This window comes from Streptomyces sp. WZ-12 (genome assembly GCF_028898845.1).
Lineage (GTDB): Bacteria > Actinomycetota > Actinomycetes > Streptomycetales > Streptomycetaceae > Streptomyces.
This window is the reverse complement of sequence record NZ_CP118574.1, coordinates 5,262,565-5,280,118: the sequence shown is the minus strand read 5'-3', so window position 1 is coordinate 5,280,118 and position 17,554 is coordinate 5,262,565. Positions and strand designations below refer to the sequence as shown.

At 72.7% G+C, this 17,554-nt stretch carries 16 protein-coding genes; 7 read left to right on the top strand and 9 right to left on the bottom strand.

The window, feature by feature from the left end; translation table 11 throughout:
• Window positions 1-98 precede the first annotated feature (98 nt).
• A complete protein-coding gene (locus PV796_RS22925; protein WP_274915217.1) occupies window positions 99-815 on the bottom strand; it encodes a VIT1/CCC1 transporter family protein in 717 nt (238 codons plus the stop codon).
• A 250-nt stretch (window positions 816-1,065) separates the two neighbouring features.
• Here PV796_RS22925 and PV796_RS22920 point away from each other — a divergent pair, with 250 nt between their 5' ends.
• The gene (locus PV796_RS22920; protein WP_274915216.1) at window positions 1,066-1,614 is read left to right on the top strand and encodes a Yip1 family protein; all 549 of its coding nucleotides are present in this window, start codon (window positions 1,066-1,068) and stop codon (window positions 1,612-1,614) included.
• A gap of 109 nt (window positions 1,615-1,723) precedes the next feature.
• On the opposite strand, the gene PV796_RS22915 is transcribed toward PV796_RS22920, so the two are convergent.
• A complete protein-coding gene (locus tag PV796_RS22915) occupies window positions 1,724-1,999 on the bottom strand; it encodes a hypothetical protein (RefSeq protein ID WP_274915214.1) in 276 nt (91 codons plus the stop codon).
• 320 nt (window positions 2,000-2,319) lie between these two features.
• Here PV796_RS22915 and PV796_RS22910 point away from each other — a divergent pair, with 320 nt between their 5' ends.
• Window positions 2,320-3,522, top strand: coding sequence for a CaiB/BaiF CoA transferase family protein (locus PV796_RS22910; RefSeq protein WP_274915213.1), 1,203 nt, complete (start codon window positions 2,320-2,322; stop codon window positions 3,520-3,522).
• A gap of 81 nt (window positions 3,523-3,603) precedes the next feature.
• On the top strand, window positions 3,604-4,929 hold the full coding sequence (locus PV796_RS22905; protein ID WP_274915212.1) for a L,D-transpeptidase: 1,326 nt from the start codon (window positions 3,604-3,606) through the stop codon (window positions 4,927-4,929).
• Window positions 4,930-5,003: 74 nt separating this feature from the next.
• On the opposite strand, the gene PV796_RS22900 is transcribed toward PV796_RS22905, so the two are convergent.
• From PV796_RS22900 to PV796_RS22880, 5 genes are all read right to left on the bottom strand, one after another.
• Window positions 5,004-5,912 (bottom strand): NAD(P)-dependent oxidoreductase, encoded by a 909-nt coding sequence (locus tag PV796_RS22900; protein WP_274919185.1) that lies wholly within the window; start codon window positions 5,910-5,912, stop codon window positions 5,004-5,006.
• A 189-nt stretch (window positions 5,913-6,101) separates the two neighbouring features.
• Entirely contained in the window at window positions 6,102-8,219 is a 2,118-nt protein-coding gene (locus PV796_RS22895; RefSeq protein ID WP_274915211.1) for a PTS fructose transporter subunit IIABC, read from the bottom strand.
• On the bottom strand, window positions 8,212-9,300 hold the full coding sequence (pfkB, locus tag PV796_RS22890; RefSeq protein WP_274919184.1) for a 1-phosphofructokinase: 1,089 nt from the start codon (window positions 9,298-9,300) through the stop codon (window positions 8,212-8,214). The genes PV796_RS22895 and pfkB overlap by 8 nt, the downstream gene beginning before the upstream one ends.
• Before the next feature lie 58 nt (window positions 9,301-9,358).
• Window positions 9,359-10,129 carry a DeoR/GlpR family DNA-binding transcription regulator gene (locus PV796_RS22885; RefSeq protein ID WP_274919182.1) on the bottom strand — a complete coding sequence of 257 codons (771 nt, stop codon included), beginning with the start codon at window positions 10,127-10,129 and terminating at the stop codon, window positions 9,359-9,361.
• A gap of 411 nt (window positions 10,130-10,540) precedes the next feature.
• Entirely contained in the window at window positions 10,541-11,542 is a 1,002-nt protein-coding gene (locus tag PV796_RS22880; RefSeq protein WP_274915210.1) for a sigma-70 family RNA polymerase sigma factor, read from the bottom strand.
• 191 nt (window positions 11,543-11,733) lie between these two features.
• Between PV796_RS22880 and PV796_RS22875 the strand changes: the two genes are divergently transcribed.
• Together PV796_RS22875 and PV796_RS22870 are read left to right on the top strand one after the other, a co-directional pair.
• Window positions 11,734-12,249 carry a GNAT family N-acetyltransferase gene (locus PV796_RS22875; protein WP_274915209.1) on the top strand — a complete coding sequence of 172 codons (516 nt, stop codon included), beginning with the start codon at window positions 11,734-11,736 and terminating at the stop codon, window positions 12,247-12,249.
• Between the two features lie 131 nt (window positions 12,250-12,380).
• Window positions 12,381-12,935, top strand: coding sequence for a hypothetical protein (locus PV796_RS22870; protein WP_274915208.1), 555 nt, complete (start codon window positions 12,381-12,383; stop codon window positions 12,933-12,935).
• 91 nt (window positions 12,936-13,026) lie between these two features.
• Here the strand turns inward: PV796_RS22870 and PV796_RS22865 are convergent, their stop codons facing one another.
• Entirely contained in the window at window positions 13,027-13,611 is a 585-nt protein-coding gene (locus tag PV796_RS22865; RefSeq protein ID WP_274915207.1) for a pyridoxamine 5'-phosphate oxidase family protein, read from the bottom strand.
• A gap of 282 nt (window positions 13,612-13,893) precedes the next feature.
• On the opposite strand from PV796_RS22865, the gene PV796_RS22860 reads away from it, so the two are divergent.
• Window positions 13,894-14,946: a questin oxidase family protein gene (locus PV796_RS22860; RefSeq protein ID WP_274915206.1), complete on the top strand. Its 1,053-nt coding sequence runs from the start codon at window positions 13,894-13,896 to the stop codon at window positions 14,944-14,946.
• A 126-nt stretch (window positions 14,947-15,072) separates the two neighbouring features.
• Window positions 15,073-15,570, top strand: a complete 498-nt coding sequence (locus PV796_RS22855) for a MarR family winged helix-turn-helix transcriptional regulator (RefSeq protein ID WP_274915205.1) — start codon at window positions 15,073-15,075, stop codon at window positions 15,568-15,570.
• A gap of 237 nt (window positions 15,571-15,807) precedes the next feature.
• On the opposite strand, the gene PV796_RS22850 is transcribed toward PV796_RS22855, so the two are convergent.
• Window positions 15,808-17,331, bottom strand: a complete 1,524-nt coding sequence (locus PV796_RS22850) for an MFS transporter (protein WP_274915204.1) — start codon at window positions 17,329-17,331, stop codon at window positions 15,808-15,810.
• Window positions 17,332-17,554: the final 223 nt, after the last annotated feature.

The following is a 17,554-nucleotide window of genomic DNA, read 5'->3' as shown; positions in this document are numbered from 1 at the left end:
GGGGTGGTGGGGAGTTCCGGATTCCGTTACGGATTGTAGCTGGACGGGTGGGGACCGTGACAGGGGTGGGGAGGGGGCGGTGGTGGGGGTTGTCGGGGTCAGGCGCCGGTGGCGCCGAGGAGGGTGCCGGCCGCGTAGGTGACGGCCATGGCCAGGGCGCCGCCGGCGACGTTGCGGAGGACCGCCGGGGTCACGGGTGCGGAGCCCAGGCGGGCGCTGCTCCACCCGCACAGGGCCAGCGCCGCCAGGACCGCGACCACCGTGATCCACAGCCGCTGCCCGGCTCCCGGCAGCACGATGGCCAGCAGCGGCAGCAGGGCGCCGACCGTGAAGGCGAGGAAGCTGGCGCCCGCCGCGTGCCAGGGGTTGGTGAGGTCGTCGGGGTCGATGCCGAGTTCGACCTCGGCGTGCGCGCGCAGGGCGTCGTGCTCGGTGAGTTCGGCGGCGACCTCGCGGGCGAGTTCGGGGCGCAGGCCCTTGCCCTCCAAGAGCTCGGTCAACTCGGCGAGTTCGGCCTGGGGTTCGGTGGCCAGTTCGCGCTTCTCCAGTGCCAGTGCGGCCTTCTCGGAGTCGCGTTGGGTGGAGACCGAGACGTACTCGCCGGCGGCCATCGACATCGATCCGGCCAGCAGGCCGGCGAGTCCGGCGGTGAGGAGGGTGGAGCGCGAGTCGGTGGCGCCGGCGACGCCGACGACCAGGCCGGCGGTGGAGACCACGCCGTCATTGGCGCCGAGGACCGCCGCCCGCAGCCAGTTGAGGCGGCTGCCGAGCCCGCCGCCGTGCGCCTCGTCGTGCTCGGGTGTCTGTAGGGTCACCGGCCGAGCGTCTCATCCGGGTGTCGGGGTCGGCGTGAGCCGCCATCCGGTGCCCGCGCGTCGTGCCGGCGCGGCCGGTGGTAGAAACGGCCGTATGTCCGCATCGCCTCCCCCCACACCGCCGCCGTCGAGGCCCCCTCGGCGTTCCGCTCCGCCGTCGGGCGCCAAGTCGCCGCCCCCGCCACCCACGTTGGTGCAGCCGGCGCCGCCCGAACCCGGGCCGGCGCCCCCGCCCGCCCGTATGGAGCCCGTGCGACGGCAGCGGTTGTGGTGGCACCGGTTGATATTCGGGCTCTGGTACCGGCCGGTGGACATCTTCGACGAGGCGCGGGACCGCAGCGCGTGGAGCGCGGCGGTGTTGCTGTGCCTGGTCAGCGGCGGGATCGGGATCGTCTCGGTGGCGCCGTTCCGGGCGCAGTGGACGGCGGACCGTTCGGCGGCGCTCCAGTTGGTGGGGATGGCCGAGGCGGGGGTGCTGTTCGCCAGTTTGGGGCTGGGGGCGGTGACCCACGCGATAGCGCGGACCCTCGGGGGCAACGGGCGGTTCGCGCCGACCGCGAGCATGTTCGTGGTGGTCTTCTGGGTGACGGACCTGCCGCGGTTGGGGATCGCGGCCTGGTTGCCGGCGAATTCGACGTTCGTCCAGGCCGCGACGTGGACGACCTGGGGGTTCGGCTACTTCCTGGCGGTGTTGCTGATACGTGGTCAGCACCATCTGCCGACGCACAAGTCGGCGGCCGCGGTGTCGGTGCAGATGTTGGCGGCGTTGGCGCTGTTGAAGTTGGGGCCGGTGCGCTGAGTTGGGGCGTGGTTGTGCTGAAGGTGGCGCTCGGGAGGGGGTGCCCCCCGAGCGGGTTTCTGGGCGCCGGTGGCGGCCGGGAGTCCGGGGGCGTCGGGGCGTCAGCGGGTCAACTGCGGCTGGTGAGTTGCCGGACGAGGTCGTCGAAGGCCCGGCGCTCGTCGGGGGTGAGCTCGACGTTCTCCGCGGGCGGTCCGCCGGGGCCGGTCTGGCGGGGCACCGCGTCGAGCCGGGCCCGGGACCGTCGCGAGCGCGGGCGGCCCGGAGCGGCGGCGGGATGGTGCCCGGGCCGGGTCAGTCTGATCAGGCCGACTGCCCAGAGGACGACGACGACCAGCAGAACGCCTAGGCCGATCTGCTGGAGAATCGATACGGAGGGGAGCATGCTGTTCCTCCCGAACAAGTGGGCGCTGGGCAAGGCCCAGTAGACACCACGCGTCACGGCTTCCGACAGAGAATCTTGGGTCGTAAATCCCGAAGTGGCGTATCTCCTGTGATATTTCCCGGTTTTTCCGGCTGCACACCCGGGGCGTGCGTCGATATGCGTCGGCACGCATGTCGCACGGCCCGCGTGCATTTCCTCATCTACGCCACCGGCCGCACCGGCCACTCGTGCAACTCCCGTTAGACACCGCGGCCCCTTCCCCGGCGGCGGACGGTCGCGAACGATGGCGGCGTCCCGTCCGCGACGCGAGGAGTGCGCCCGTGCCCCAGCCCGAGCCGCAGCCGTTCCACCGGACCTCCGCCCCGCGCGCCCTGGAGGGAGTGCTGGTGGCCGACTTCAGCCGCGTGCTGGCCGGTCCGCTCGCCGCGGCGACGCTCGCCGATCTCGGCGCCGAGGTGATCAAGGTCGAGCGGCCGGGCACCGGTGACGACACGCGTTCCTGGGGGCCGCCGTTCGTCGCGGGCACCGCCGCGTACTTCGACGCCGCGAACCGTTCCAAGCGCGGCCTGGCGCTCGATCTGGGCGATCCGGCGGACGCGGCCGCGGCCCGGGAGTTGGCGCGGCGGGCGGATGTGGTGATCGAGAACTTCCGGCCGGGGTCGCTCGCCAAGTACGGGCTGGATCCGGCGGCCACGTTGGCGGCGAATCCGGGGCTGGTGCACTGCACGATCACCGGGTTCGGTTCGGGTGCGGGTGCGGCGCTGCCCGGTTACGACTTCGTGGTGCAGGCGGTGGGCGGGTTGATGAGCATCACCGGGGAGTCGGGTGGGACGCCGGTGAAGGCGGGGGTGGCGCTGGTGGACGTGTTGACCGCCAAGGACGCGACGACCGGGATCCTGGCGGCGCTGCGGCACCGGGAGCGGACCGGCCAGGGGCAGGCGGTGGAGGTCAATCTGTTGTCGTCGCTGCTGGGGTCGCTGGTGAATCAGGCGTCCGGCCATCTGGCGACGGGGCGCGACCCGATCCCGATGGGCAATCGGCATCCGAGCATCGCCCCGTACGAGACGTTGGCCGCGCGGGGCGGGCTGTTGGCCGTGGCGGTGGGCAACGACCGTCAGTTCCGGGCGCTGGTGGGCGAGCTGGGGGTGCCGGAGCTGGCGGACGACGTGCGGTTCCGGCGGAATCGGGACCGGGTGCGGCACCGTGCGGATCTGGTCGAGGCGCTGGAGGAGCGGCTGGCCGCGGACACCCCGCGGCGGTGGACGGAGCGGTTGGCGGCGGTGTCGGTGCCGTGCGGGCCGGTCAACAGCCTGTCGGAGGCGCTGGAGTTGGCGGGGCGGCTGGGGCTGGATCCGGTGGTTCCGGTCGGTGAGGGGCGCATTCCCCAAGTCGCCAGCCCCTTGCGCCTGTCGGTGACTCCGGTGACCCAACCCGAGGCGCCGCCCCGCCTGGACGAGGACGGCGTGGCGCTGCGAACCTGGCTGTCGGGGCCGAATGACCGACCCCTGCCGCCGCGGGTGTGACCTTCGCCACAACAGGGTCGTTCTCGCAACCAAATCCACCCGTAGGTGCTGTTTACCAGCACGGAATCACAACACCCCTGTATGGAGCAGCTCGTGACATCGCCGGACAACCCCGCGCCCGCCCAGTCCCGCACCGCCCACCAGCCGCTCCAGTCCGAGCTGCGGGACGCCGCCGCACCGCGCCGCACCCGCCGGATGCGCCGCACCCTCGCCGTCACCGCCCTGCTCGCGGCGGGTGCGTTGTCCCTGTCGGCCTGCGGTGGCAACGCCGAGGCGGGCCAGGGCGACGGCAAGAACGGGCAGGCCGGCGCGGACGCCGCGGCCGCCAAGGACGCCTCGGACGCCAAGATCCAGGTCTCGTCGAAGGACGGCGCCACCGACGCCAGCATCAACGACACGACGGTGAAGGTCACCGGTGGCAAGTTGACGGACGTGAAGCTCACGGCCGTCGACACCGGCAAGGACGTCGCCGGCGCCATATCGCAGGACGGCACGTCCTGGAAGCCGAGCGCGCAGCTCGACCGCGGCGCCAAGTACAAGATCGTGGCCAACGCCAAGGACGCCAAGGGTCGTCCGGCGACCGAGAACGCGACGTTCACCACGGTCTCGTCGGCCCACAGCTTCATCGGCTCGTTCACGCCCGACAACGGCAAGACGGTCGGCGTCGGCATGCCGGTGTCGTTCAACTTCGACAAGTCGATCAGCAACCGCAAGGACGTCCAGTCCCACATCACGGTGACCTCCAGCAGCGGCCAGCAGGTCGTCGGCCACTGGTTCGGCGACCGGCGGCTGGACTTCCGGCCGGAGGACTACTGGAAGGCCGGCTCCAAGGTCACCATGAAGATCGACCTGGACGGGGTGAAGGGCGGTCAGGGCATCACGGGCGTGCAGTCCAAGACGGTGTCGTTCACCATCGGGCGCTCGCAGGTCTCCACGGTGGACATGAACACCCAGATGATGACCATCAAGCAGGACGGCAAGGTCATCAAGACCATCCCGATCTCCGGCGGTAGCGCGGACCACCCGACGTACAACGGCCAGATGGTGATCTCGGAGAAGTACGAGCAGACCCGGATGGACGGTTCGACGGTCGGCTTCGGCGGCGAGTACGACATCAAGGACGTCCCGCACGCCATGCGGCTGTCCTCGTCGGGCACGTTCATACACGGCAACTACTGGGGCAGCCCGTCGATCTTCGGCCACTCCGGGACGAGCCACGGCTGCGTCGGCCTCCAGGACAACAAGGGCGGCGGCGGCAGCACCCCGGCCAAGTGGTTCTACGAGAACTCCCTGGTCGGCGACGTGGTGATCGTGAAGAACTCCAAGGACAAGACCGTCCAGCCGGACAACGGCCTCAACGGCTGGAACATGTCCTGGTCGCAGTGGACGGCGGGCAGCGCCTCCTGACGGCCGTCCGGGACCGCTGACGACGCGCCGAGGCGGTGGCCGTTCCCCACTGGGGGCGGTCACCGCCTCGTCGGCTATACGGGCGCCGACGGGGATCGCGGCCCCCTGGGGTGCACCAGTTCCACCACTCCCCCGAGGCTCTCCTCGCCGTGGCCGTCCGCGACCCGCCGCTTCATCAACTCCCAGAGCGGGGCGAACAGTTCGGTGGACACGCCCTGCGCTCGGCTGACCCCGCCGATGGCGTCGTGCGACACCTGCATGGCGAGATTCGATCCGGTGGCGCCATAATTTCCCGCATCCGCCTGCTCCGCCATCGCCGGCAATTGACTGTCGGCCATCGCCCGCAGCCACGGGACCAACAACTCCCGGGTGAATTCCGCGACGTTTCCGCCGGCCGATCGCACCAGCCCGGCGGCGTGCAGAAAACCGCCGAACATGCCGTACATCCCGCTCAGCAGGGCGAGGTCGTTGAGTGGCGCCAGCCCGGGGTCCGACCCCAGATAAACGCTGCGGGCGAAGGTGTCCAAGAGCCCGCGGTGCGCCTCGAAGACGTCCCCTGCGCCGCTGTAGAGGACGAACGCCTGGGGTTTTCCGATGATTTCCGGTACGGCCATGATGCCGCCGTCGAGATAGTCCGCCCCGAGCGCCGTCACCCGTTCCGCCAGGGCCCGCGCCTCGTCCGGCGAACCGTTGGTCAGATTGACCACGGTCCGGCCCCGCAGCGCCTCGCCGGCCCCGTCGTCCGTCAACAGCGGCCCGATGCCGGCGTAATCCAGGATGCAGACGAGGACCAACGGACTGTCGCGGATCGCCTCGGCCGGGGATTGCGCCTGCCGGGCTCCCTTCTCCGCGAGAGCGGCGGCTTTGTGGGGCGTGCGGTTGAAGACCGATACCCGGTGGCCGGCGGCGAGGAGGGACGTTGCCAGGGCCGTGCCCATATCGCCCAGGCCGAGGACCGTGACGCTTTTCGGGGTCGATTCCAGGGGTGTTTTCCGGGGTGCTGGCCGGGGTGTTTCCCGGGTCGATTCCCGTGTTGCGGCTGCCGCCCCGCTCTTTTCCGTCATGACGAAATCGCGCTCCCGCCTCGATAACGCTGATCGCGTGTCGACCAGCCGTTGCTCACGTGTTGATCAGTCTTGGCGGGGGCGCGATTCCGGACAAGTACCCACTCTTTAGTGGGTGGTTACCTCGCGGTGCGGGTGTTCTGTGCGGGGCGTGTGCGCCGCGCGGGGCGCCGGATCGGCGCTCGGCGGCACGTCCGCGCCCGGGCTCGTCGGGGACGGTGCCCGGAAGCGCTTGAGGAGAATGACCAGGGCGGCGCTGACGACCGTGCCGGCGGCGACGGCGAGGAGGTACAGCAGCGGCTGGCCGATCAGCGGGACGACGAAGATGCCGCCGTGCGGGGCGCGGAGGGTGCAGCCGAAGGCCATCGACAGCCCGCCGGTGACCGCGCCGCCGGCCATCGCGGAGGGGATGACCCGTAGCGGGTCGGCGGCGGCGAACGGGATGGCGCCCTCGGTGATGAAGGACGCGCCCAGTACCCAGGCCGCCTTGCCGTTCTCGCGTTCGGCGCGGGTGAACAGGCGCCCCCGCACGGTCGTGGCCAGCGCCATCGCCAGCGGCGGGACCATGCCGGCCGCCATCACCGCGGCCATCACCTTCAGGCTGCCCGGGTTGGGGTTGGCCAGCCCGCCGACGGCGAAGGCGTAGGCGACCTTGTTGAGCGGGCCGCCCAGGTCGAAGCACATCATCAGGCCCAGCAGCACCCCGAGGATCACCGCGTTGGCTCCGGAGAGGTCGGAGAGCCAGCCGGTGAGCGCCTTTTGGAGCGCGGCGATCGGCTTGCCCACCACCAGGAACATCAGGAAGCCCACCAGCGCCGAGGAGACCAGCGGGATCACCACCACCGGCATGATCCCGCGCAACACCGGTGGCACGCCGACCCGTTGGATCGCCTGGACCACCGCGCCCGCCAACAGCCCGGCGATCAGCCCGCCCAGGAAGCCCGCGTTGACGGTCAGCGCGATCGCGCCGCCGACGAAGCCGGGGACGAGCCCGGGGCGGTCGGCCATCCCGTAGGCGATGAAGCCGGCCAGGACCGGGACGAGGAACCCGAAGGCGGTGCTGCCGATCTGGAAGAGCAGCGCCGCCCAACTGGCCGACTCGGCCCACACGAAGTGCTCTGCCACCGACGGGGCCTTGTCGACGGTGTAGCCGCCGATGGCGAAGGCCAGGGCGATCAGCAGGCCGCCGGCGGCGACGAACGGGACCATGTAACTGACGCCGGTCATCAGCCACTTGCGGAGCCGGGCCGGGTAGCCGTCGCCGGCCTCGGCGCCCTTGTCCATGGGGGCGGCGGGGCCGGCGGGGGCCGCGGTGGTCTCTCCGCGGGCGGCCTTCGCCCGCAGTTCGGCGATGAGTTCGGCGGGGCGGTTGATGCCCGCCTTCACCCCGACGTCGACGACCGGCTTGCCGGCGAACCGCTCGCGGTCCCGCACCTCGACGTCGTGCGCGAGGAGCACGCCGTCGGCGGCCGCGACCAACTCCGGGTCCAGGCGCTGGAAGCCGGCCGATCCCTGGGTCTCCACGGTGAGTTCGACGCCGGCCGCCCGGGCGGCCTTCTCCAGCGATTCGGCGGCCATGTAGGTGTGCGCGATGCCGGTGGGGCAGGAGGTGACGGCGACGATGCGGAAGGGGGCGGGAGGCCGGGCGGCGTCGGCGGCGTCGGGCTCGGCCGCCGCCGGTTCGTCCGCCCGCGGTTCGTCCGCCGTGGGCTCGGCGCGCACCGGCTCGGGCGTGGCCGCCGTGGGCTCGGCGGGCGCCGGTCGGGGCGCGGCCGCCGGCTCCTCGCCGCGGATGAGCGCCGCGGCGCGCGCCGGCTCGGTCTCCGACCGCAGCGCGCCCGTGAACGTCTCGTCCATCAACTGCCGGGCCAGCGACGAGAGGATCGACAGGTGGTCAGCGTCGCCGCCGGTCGGGGCCGCGATCAGGAAGATCAGGTCGGCCGGGCCGTCCGCGGCGCCGAAGTCGATGCCGGCCGCGCTGCGCCCGAAGGCCAGCGTCGGCTCCGTCACATGCGCGCTGCGGCAGTGCGGGATCCCGATGCCGCCGTCCAACCCGGTCGGCATCTGGGCCTCCCGGGCGGCCACGTCCGCCAGGAAGCCGTCGAGGTCGGTGACCCGCCCGGCGGCGGCCATCCGCTGCGCCAGCGAGCGGGCCGCGGCGTCCTTCGTTGCGGCGGACCGGTCGAGATCGAGGTCGACCAGGTCCGCGGTGATCAGCTCACTCATCGCGGGCTCCCTTGCGCGCGGCACCGCCGGACGGGCGGTGGGGACGGGGTGAGAGGGGACGGGGCGGCAGGGCTCCGGACGGTGCGGGGTCGGCCGGAAGTAGAAGGGGAGGAACGGGAGTTGACGGCCAGGGGGCGGGCACCGGCTCCGTCAGCGGCCGGTCGAGCGGCACGTCGGCGGTCACCGTGACCCGCCCCGGGGCCAGGTCCGACGGCGTCGGCATCAGGCTGCCGGGCAACTGCACGGCGGCCGCGCCGTGTGCGACCGCGGCCGCCAGCGCCGGGGCGCCGCTGCCGCCCGCGGCGAGGAAGCCGGCGAGCGAGGCGTCCCCGGCGCCGACGTTGCTGCGCACCGCGGCGACCGGGGCGCTGCCGAAGCGGGCGCCGTCCGCGTCGACGAGGAGCTGCCCGTCGGCGCCCAGCGAGGCCAGGACCGCGCGGGCGCCGCGGGAACGGAGCTCCTCGGCGGCCGCGACCGCGTCGCCGAGGGTGGTCAGCGGGCGGCCGACGGCCCCGGCGAGCTCCTGCGCGTTCGGCTTGACGACGTCGGGGCGTTCGCGGAGCGCCGCGGTCAGCGAAGGGCCCGAGGTGTCCAGGGCGATCCGGGCGCCGGCGCGGTGCGCCCGGGCGACCAGTTCGGCGTACCACTCGGGGGCGAGGCCGCGCGGCAGGCTGCCGCAGCAGGCGATCCAGTCGGCGCCGGCGGAGCGCTCGCCGACCGTGGCCAGCAGCGCCTCGGACTCGTCGGCGGTGAGCTCGGGACCGGCCGCGTTGATCTTCGTCAGGGTGCCGTCGGGCTCGGCGACGGCGATGTTGGAACGGGTCTGGCCGGCCACCGGGACGCCCGCGACCTCGATGCCCTCCTCGCGCAACAGCCCGGCCAGCGCCGCGCCCGCGGGGCCGCCCAACGGGAGCACGGCGAGGGTGCGTTGGCCGGCGGCGGCGACCGCCCGGGAGACGTTGACGCCCTTGCCGCCGGGGTCGATCCGGTCGGCGGTGGAGCGCAGGACGGCGCCGCGCTCCAGGGCCGGCACCTCGTAGGTGCGGTCGAGGCTGGGGTTGGGGGTGACGGTGATGATGATCATGAGCGTTCCGGTTCGGCGGTGAGGGGGTGGGGATGGCGGGGGCTGCCGCGCCCGTTCACGCCCGGATGACTTCCGTTCCGGCGCGTTCGATGGCGAGGGCGTCCGCCGGGCTGAGCCCGGTGTCGGTGATCAGCAGGTCCACGTCCGACAGTTCGCCGAAGCGGGCGAAGTGCTGCTGCCCGAACTTGGCGGAGTCGGCGAGCAGCACCACCCGCCGGGCGGCGGCGATCAGCGCCCGCTTGACCGCGGCCTCGGCGAGGTCGGGGGTGGTCAACCCGCCGTCGAGTCCGAAGCCGTTGGTCGCCAGGAAGAGCACATCGGCGTTGATCTCCCGGTAGGACCGCAGCGCCCACTCGTCGACCGCGGCCCGGGTCCGGTGCCGGATCCGACCGCCGACGAGGTGGAGGGTGAGGCCGGGGTGGTCGGCGAGGCGCGCGGCGACCGGCAACCCGTGGGTGACGACGGTGAGTTCGGCCTCCAGCGGGATCTCGGCGGCGAGCCGGGCGGCGGTGGTGCCGGCGTCGAGGATCACGCTGCGGGGGCCTTCGCCGCCGGGTAGTTCGGCCAGCGCGGCGCGGGCGATGCGCTGCTTCTCGTCGGCGGCGACCGCGTCCCGCTCGGCGAGGTCCGGCTCGAAGTCCAGCCGGCCGGCCGGGATGGCGCCGCCATGGACCCGCCGGACCAGGCCGGCGCGGTCCAGCGCCTTCAGATCGCGCCGCACGGTCTCGGCGGTGACCTGGAACTCCTCGGCGAGGGAGAGCACATCGACCCGCCCGCTCTCACGGGCGAGCCGCAGGATCTCCTGCTGGCGCTCGGGTGCGTACATCTGCGTCTGTGTCCGTTCCATGCCCGAACCTGTGGTTTTCCGGGATGCTACGCCCATCATTCCGACAAGTAAACAGATTCGGGCAATCAAACAGACCCAAACGGGCATGCCGGCGGAGGCGAGCAGAAAAAGGGGACGCACGAAGAGGAGCCGGGGACGGCAGCGGCACGGGCACGGGCACGACGCGGCAAGGCGCCACGGTCAGCCGTCAGGCACACAACAGCCCCGATGCCGCTTCGACACCGGGGCTCGCCCGCACGAAATTACCGCGCGCTCTGGGCGCGCACGGCCCGCACCGGCGCACGCCGCGCGGGACCGCCACCCGCCGCCCCGCTCAGGGGCCGGCCGCGACGCACCCCCAACGGGCGCGCCTCCCACGGAACGGGTGGAACGCAGGGACCGGGACGCGGCTCAGGCCGCCGCGTCGAACCCGGTGTCCCGCGCCATCCGCTTCAGCTCCAGCAGCGCGTGCTTCTCGATCTGCCGGATCCGCTCACGCGTCAGACCGTGCTGCTTGCCGACCTCGGTCAGCGTGCGCTCCCGGCCGTCCTCGATGCCGTAGCGGGCCTTGATGATCGACGCGGTGCGCTGGTCGAGGCGGTCGATCAGGTCCTCCAACTCCTCGCTGCGCAGCAGCGTGAGCACGGACTGCTCGGGGGAGGCCGCGGAGGTGTCCTCCAGCAGGTCGCCGAACTGGGTGTCGCCGTCGTCGTCCACCGACATGTTCAGGCTGACCGGGTCGCGGGCCCAGTCCAGGACGTCGGTGACCCGGGCGGCGGTGGAACCGAGCTCGCCGGCCACCTCCTCCGGCTCGGGATCGCGGCCGTTCTCGCGGTTGAACTCGCGCTGCACCCGGCGGATCCGGCCGAGCTCCTCGACGAGGTGGACGGGGAGCCGGATGGTGCGCGACTGGTCGGCGATGGAGCGGGTGATGGCCTGGCGGATCCACCACGTCGCGTACGTGGAGAACTTGAAGCCCTTGGCGTAGTCGAACTTCTCGACGGCGCGGACCAGGCCGGCGTTGCCCTCCTGGATCAGGTCCAGCAGCGGCAGGCCGGAGCGCGGGTAACGGCGGGCCACGGCGACGACCAGGCGCAGGTTGGACCGGATGAAGACGTCCTTGGCCCGCTCGCCGTCGGCGGCCAACGCTTCGAGCTCCTCACGGTCGGCACCGGCGGCATTGCCGTCGGTGATCTCGCCGTCCAGGATCTGCCGGGCGTACACGCCCGCCTCGATGGTCTGGGACAGCTCCACCTCCTTGGCCGCGTCGAGCAGCGGCGTGCGCGCGATCTCGTCGAGGTACATGCCGACCAGGTCGCGGTCGGCGATGTCCCCGCCTGCTGCGCGAACGCTGTTGGCCTCGCCGGAACCGGTGGTGCTGGCCTGACGACGGGCGACGGCACGGGTTGCCATGCGGGTGCTCCCTTTGCGCTGAGTCGGTCGCGGGACGGTGGGGCGGGTCGTCGGATTCGGGTACCGCCTGGTGGCCGACCGAATGACCCGTCCGAAGGAAACAACGGCTGGAATCCGGACAGAATTCCCCAGCCGCGCCCCAATTTTTCTGATCTTGCAGTACCCTGCGCTGCCACCAGGGAGGGCGGGTCATGCGCGGACGCGGGGAAGTGCAGGTCAGAGCGGGCGCCGAGACGGACCTCACGGCCCTCACGGATCTCTACAATCACTACGTCCGTGAGACGGCCATCACATTCGACACGGAGCCCTTCAGCCCCGCACAACGTCGCCCGTGGTTGCTCTCCCACCCCAAAGACGGCCCGCACCGCCTTCTGGTTGCGCAGGGCGGCGACGGCGCCCTCCTCGGCTACGCGACCAGCGGCCCCTTCCGTACGAAGGGCGCGTACGCGACCTCCGTGGAGACCAGCGTCTACTGCGCGCCGGACGCCGCCGGCCGGGGCGTCGGCACCCTCCTGTACGGCGCGCTCTTCGCGGCGCTGGCGGACGAGGACGTGCACCGCGCCTACGCCGGGATCGCCCAGCCCAACGAGGCGTCCGCCCGCCTGCACGCCCGCTTCGCCTTCCGGCACATCGGGACGTTCGCTCAGGTGGGCCGGAAGTTCGACCGCTACTGGGACGTGGCCTGGTACCAGAAGGACCTGCGGTAGGCGGGCGGGCGTCCGCGGCCGCCCGCCATCGGCCGCGCCCACCGGCCCGGTTGGCGCCCGCTGATCCAGTTGACGCCACCGGTCCCCGGGTGTCGCCTGGACTGGAAGAGGGCGAACGAGAGGAGCCCGTCATGGACCAGCACGCGCACGGCGACCAGCCCGTCCACGGCGAGGGGCTGCCCGAGACGGCCCGCTCGCACGGCACCGTCGAACCGGAGCACGGCGCAACGGTCTCCACCCGCGCGGAGCGCTCCGCCACGGACACCGGGCGCCGCGTCCCGCTCCGCGTGACCCTCCCGGTCATCGCGGCGGTCTGCTTCGGCTGCTACACGATCTGGATGGCCCACACCGGCGGGACCAGCGGCGGCCGCGCCGCGTTGCTCGGGCTGATCGCGGCGGTGGTCACCGGCGTACTGGGCGTGACGCTGGTGCACTTCCAGTCGACGATGCTCACCGAGACCCGCGCCGTGGCCTACGGCGCGCTCTTCGGCGCCTCGATGGGCTGGCTCTACTCCCTCGGCGGCAGCGCCCCCTCGGTCCTGCAGTCGGTGGCCTGGGGCCTGGGCATGTTCGGCGTGATGTTCCTCGTCTCCCTCTACGTCTTCCGGACCCATCGCGTGCGCGAGCCGCACGGTCCGCACCGCCCGCACGCGGCCCGGCAGCACCACCCGCACGCGGCGCACTGAGCGCCCGCCCCGCGCCGCCCGCCGACCCGGGCGGCGCGGTCGCGTCCGCACTCCTCAGCGCTCGCGCCCCCTCCGTCCGGCAGTCGCGTCCTCACCCCTCCCGTGGCTGCGGGTCCTCCGACGTCCGCCGTATGGTGCGCAGCGGCCGGCCGGGCCGCCAGACCTCCAGCTTCATGAACGGCGGCTCGACGGATGTCCGCACCACCTCCGTCAGCTCCACCCGGAAGAGGTGGAACGGCTCGGGCGGCCTGACCGCCGCCGCGTACCGGGCCTTCACCCCGGGGTCGGCCTCCTCCACCGCCCGGCCGGCGACCCGGACGTCGCCGTCGGACAGCTCGCTCCCGCCACCGGGGTTGGCGTGCAGCGCGAAGCGGGGGTCCCGCCGCAGGTCCAGCGCCTTGCGGGAGCCGGTCATCATGCCCAACCACAGCTCGCCGTGCCGGAAGTCCGCCTCCAGCCCGGTCAGCCGCGGCGCACCGTCCTCGCGCAGCGTGGCCAGGACGTGGTGCCGATACGCCCCGAACCGCTCCCGCACGACCGCCGCGAACCCCGGCACCGCCGCCTCGACCGCCGCCCAACCGGCCGCTCTCCGCGGGCCGTTCGCCCTGCTCTCCGCCCCCCTCGCGCTCCCGATGCCGCTCCCTTTCCCGCTCCACTGCCTCTCGCCACGCGTCATGGAGGCAAGACTCCCGCCCATACCCGACACCTCCTGTCCGGAATTCCGCGCCGATGGCGTCCGCTCCTCCCCAACGCCCCTCCGCATCCCGCGACTTCAGCGTCTCACCCGCCACTGACAACGCCCCGGCGCCGGCGTTCCGCCGCGCAACGCCCCCGCCCGCTGACGCGCCGGCGGACCACGCCCCCTCCGCCGTACGACCAACGCCGTAGTCCCGCCGACCGGTTCGGGTTCCGTCCGCGGTCCGTTACCGGCGCCGGAGCGCGGTCCTAGCCTCGGGCCATGGATACGACGAGCGGCACACTCGACGAGGCCCTGGAGCGCCTGCACGCCACCGGTCCCGAATTCCGGGGCTTCCTCGCCAACCACGGCCCGATGGCCGTCGAGGCCCTGGTCCGCCACGGCCAGGCGGGCACCGTCCACCGCTGGATCGACGCCTACGCGGCCCAGTTGGAGGACGTGCCGGGCGCCCGGACCGCGATCACCGACGCCAACTGGCAGGAGGCGCTGGGCGATCCGCTGCGGGTCACCGACTGGACCACGTACCTGACCCGCCAGATCGCCGAACGCCCCTGGCGCGAGGTGCTCGCCGAGTGGTGGCCCCGCCTGCTGCCCGGTATCGCGGGCGCCGCGACCCACCCGGTGATCCGCGTCGGCCACGCCGTGCGCACCCTGCTGGAACAAGGCGAAGAGGAGCCGCGGATCGCCGAGTTGGCGCACGCCATCGGCTACTGGGCGGCCCGCCACACCACCCTGCCGGTCTCCGTGGAGCCGCGCGGCACGACCGCGCCCGACGCGGCGCTGGCCGGCCTTCCGCACCTCCACGGCCAGCGGCTGTCGGTGGTCGAGGGGCTGCCCCAACTCGCCCACACGGAGGGCTGGTCCGACGCGGCGGACGCGCTGCGCGCCCCACGGGACCCGGAGGACGCGCGCGACCAACTGGCCGCACTGGTACGGGCCGCCACCCACCGCTACCTGGACTACGGCCACGGCGACGCGGTCCTCCTGGTGCACTCGGCCACCGCCCCCAACGCGGTGCTGCGCACCCTCCCGGCGCTCCCCCGCGACCTGTGGGCGCCCTCGCTCACCGCCGCCTGGGCCGCGAGCGCCGCCCTCACCTCCGTCTACTCCGCCGACGAGCCGCTGCCGGCGCTCAAGACGGGCGCGGCCACCCCGGAAGAGGTCTTCGGGCGGGCCGCCGCGCACGGCGACGCGCATGCGATCAAGATGACCGACACCGCCCTCGACGTCGCCTCCTGGGCGGCGGACGGCGACGACCGCGCCCTGGCGGCGGCGCTCCGCGCGCAGGAGCTGATCACGCCCGGCGAGGGCTGAGCCCGGCGACCGCCCCGGAGACTGCGGGCCGATTCCCTCCCACCTCCGCCCCGGAGCGCCGCATCTCAGCCGAAGACCTCTTGTTAAAACTTAAATAACTCTCGAAGCGGTGAGAGAGTGGATGGCATGAGCAACGAACCCGCGACCGAGCCTCGCTGGCTCGACGACGAGGAGCAGCACGCCTGGCAGGCGTACCTCCACGCCACCACGCTGCTGGAGGACCACCTCGACCGTCAGCTCCAACGTGACGCCGGGATGCCGCACGTCTATTACGGCCTGCTCGTCCAGCTCTCGCGCGCGCCGCGGCGCCGCATGCGGATGACCGAGCTGGCCCAGAACGCCAAGATCACCCGGTCCCGCCTCTCCCATGCCGTCGCCCGCCTGGAGAAGAACGGCTGGGTCCGCCGCGAGGAGTGCCCCTCCGACAAGCGGGGCCAGAACGCCTATCTCACCGACGAGGGGATGCGGGTCCTGGAGAAGGCGGCCCCCGGGCACGTCGCAGCCGTCCGGGCCGCGATCTTCGACCGCCTCACACCGGAACAGATCAGCCAACTCGACGCGATCTGCTGCGTGATCGCGGACGGCCTGCAACCCCAAGGCGCCGACCTCCCCTGGCTCCGCTGACGCCCAGCGGAACGAGGGAAGGCCGGCGCAACGCCACGCCTTCGAGTGGTTTCACCCACGGGCCTACGGACCTAGGGGCGTACGGACCCGCGAGGACCCGCGGCGCCCACGGTCCATACGGGGCCGGTGCACGGCACGGGTCGGGGCACCACACCGGCGGGGGCGCGCGGTCGCCGTGCGCTCCTGCGCCCACCAACCCCGCGCCCCCGCGCCGTCATCGCACCGTCATCGTGGCCCTCAGTGCGCCATCACCGGGACCTGCACCTCCGACTCATCGCCGGCACCCGCGCCGTCTTCCGAGGAGGCCGCCGGCGAACCGCCGCCCGGCCGCCCGGTGTTGACGAGCGTGAAGGCGAGCACCGCCGCCAGGGCCAGGATGCCCACCGCCCACCAGATGGCGGTGGTGTAGCCGTGCACCATCGACTGGAGCTTGAGCAGGTCGGCCGAGCGGGCGCCGGCCGCGTGCGCCGTCGCGTACGCGGTGGTGGCGCTGGCCGCGATGGTGTTCAGCAGCGCGGTGCCGATCGCGCCGCCGACCTGCTGCGAGGTGTTGACCATCGCGGAGGCGACGCCGGCGTCCCGCGGCTGGACCCCGTGCGTGGCCAGCGACATGGCCGGCATGAACGCGGTGCCCATGCCGAGGCCCATGAGGACGAAGCCGGGCAGGATCAGCCCCGGGTACGACGTGGTCAGGTCGATCTGGCTCAGCACCAGCATGCCGAGCGCGGCGACCGTGAAACCGGGAGCCATCAGCAGCCGCGGCCGCACCCGGGTCATCAGCCGCGCGCCGATCTGCGTGGAGCCGGTGATCATGCCCGCGACCATCGGGAGGAAGGCCAGGCCGGTCACCACCGGCGTGTACCCCTTCACGACCTGCAGGTAGTAGGTCAGGAACAGGAAGAGCCCGAACATCCCGATCACGGCCAGGCCCAGCGAGGCGTAGACCCCCGCGCGGTTCCGGTCGGCGACCACCCGCAGCGGCAGCAGCGGCGCCGCCACCTTCGACTCGACGAGGACGAACGCCAGCAGCAGCGCGGCCGCCGCGACGAACAGGCCCAGCGTCGGGCCGGCCAGCCAGCCGTCGGACTCGGCCCGGGTGAACCCGTAGACCAGCGAGACCAGTCCGAGCGTCGCCAGGATGACGCCGGGCACGTCCAGACGGGAGGGGTTGCGGCCCTCCGCGGGCTCGCGGATGACCAGGACGGCGCCGGTCGCGGCGATCACCGCGAACGGGATGTTGACGAAGAACGTCCAGCGCCAGTTCATGTACTCGGTCAGCACGCCGCCGAGGATCAGCCCGACCGCGCCACCGCCACCGGCGATCGCGCCGAAGATGCCGAACGCCTTGGCGCGCTCCCGGGCCTCGGTGAAGCTCACCGCGAGCAGGGACAGCGCGGAGGGCGCCAGCAGCGCGCCGAAGACGCCCTGGAGCGCCCGCGCGCCCAGCAGCATCGTTTCGTTGGCCGCGGCCCCGCCGAGCGCGGAGGCCACCGCGAAGCCGGTCAGCCCGATGATGAAGCTCCGCCGGCGGCCCCACAGGTCGGCGATCCGGCCGCCGAAGAGCAGCAGCCCGCCGAAGGCGAGGGCGTAGGCGGTGATGACCCACTGCCGGTTGGCGTCGCTGATCCCCAGGTCCTGTTGGGCCGAGGGCAGCGCGATGTTCACGATCGTCGAGTCGAGGACGACCATCAACTGGGCGAGGGCGATGAATATCAGCGCTTTCCAGCGCCGTGGGTCGACGGACGGGAGGGTTTCAGGCATGACGGGGTCCACCTAGTGGTGCGTAACGGAACGAAAGGACGCTCCAGGGGCCTTGGGAACTCCGGGAGTTACGGAAACTCGGGAGCCCAAGGGGCTCTGGGACGCCCAGGAGGAACTGGGAGAAATGGGGGGGTAACGGGGAGAACTGCGAGAGAGGGGGGAGCTGGCTGGAAGCAGAAGGGGACGTACGAGGAGGTGCGGACGGGGACGAGCGGGTCCGACG

Coding starts and splice junctions, on each gene's coding strand:
- PV796_RS22850 (WP_274915204.1), bottom strand. CDS start 17,331: ATGCCTGAAACCCTCCCGTCCGTCGACCCACGGCGCTGGAAAGCGCTG.
- PV796_RS22885 (WP_274919182.1), bottom strand. CDS start 10,129: ATGTACGCACCCGAGCGCCAGCAGGAGATCCTGCGGCTCGCCCGTGAG.
- PV796_RS22870 (WP_274915208.1), top strand. CDS start 12,381: ATGGACCAGCACGCGCACGGCGACCAGCCCGTCCACGGCGAGGGGCTG.
- PV796_RS22855 (WP_274915205.1), top strand. CDS start 15,073: ATGAGCAACGAACCCGCGACCGAGCCTCGCTGGCTCGACGACGAGGAG.
- PV796_RS22915 (WP_274915214.1), bottom strand. CDS start 1,999: ATGCTCCCCTCCGTATCGATTCTCCAGCAGATCGGCCTAGGCGTTCTG.
- PV796_RS22905 (WP_274915212.1), top strand. CDS start 3,604: ATGGAGCAGCTCGTGACATCGCCGGACAACCCCGCGCCCGCCCAGTCC.
- PV796_RS22880 (WP_274915210.1), bottom strand. CDS start 11,542: ATGGCAACCCGTGCCGTCGCCCGTCGTCAGGCCAGCACCACCGGTTCC.
- PV796_RS22865 (WP_274915207.1), bottom strand. CDS start 13,611: ATGACGCGTGGCGAGAGGCAGTGGAGCGGGAAAGGGAGCGGCATCGGG.
- PV796_RS22860 (WP_274915206.1), top strand. CDS start 13,894: ATGGATACGACGAGCGGCACACTCGACGAGGCCCTGGAGCGCCTGCAC.
- PV796_RS22875 (WP_274915209.1), top strand. CDS start 11,734: ATGCGCGGACGCGGGGAAGTGCAGGTCAGAGCGGGCGCCGAGACGGAC.
- PV796_RS22895 (WP_274915211.1), bottom strand. CDS start 8,219: ATGAGTGAGCTGATCACCGCGGACCTGGTCGACCTCGATCTCGACCGG.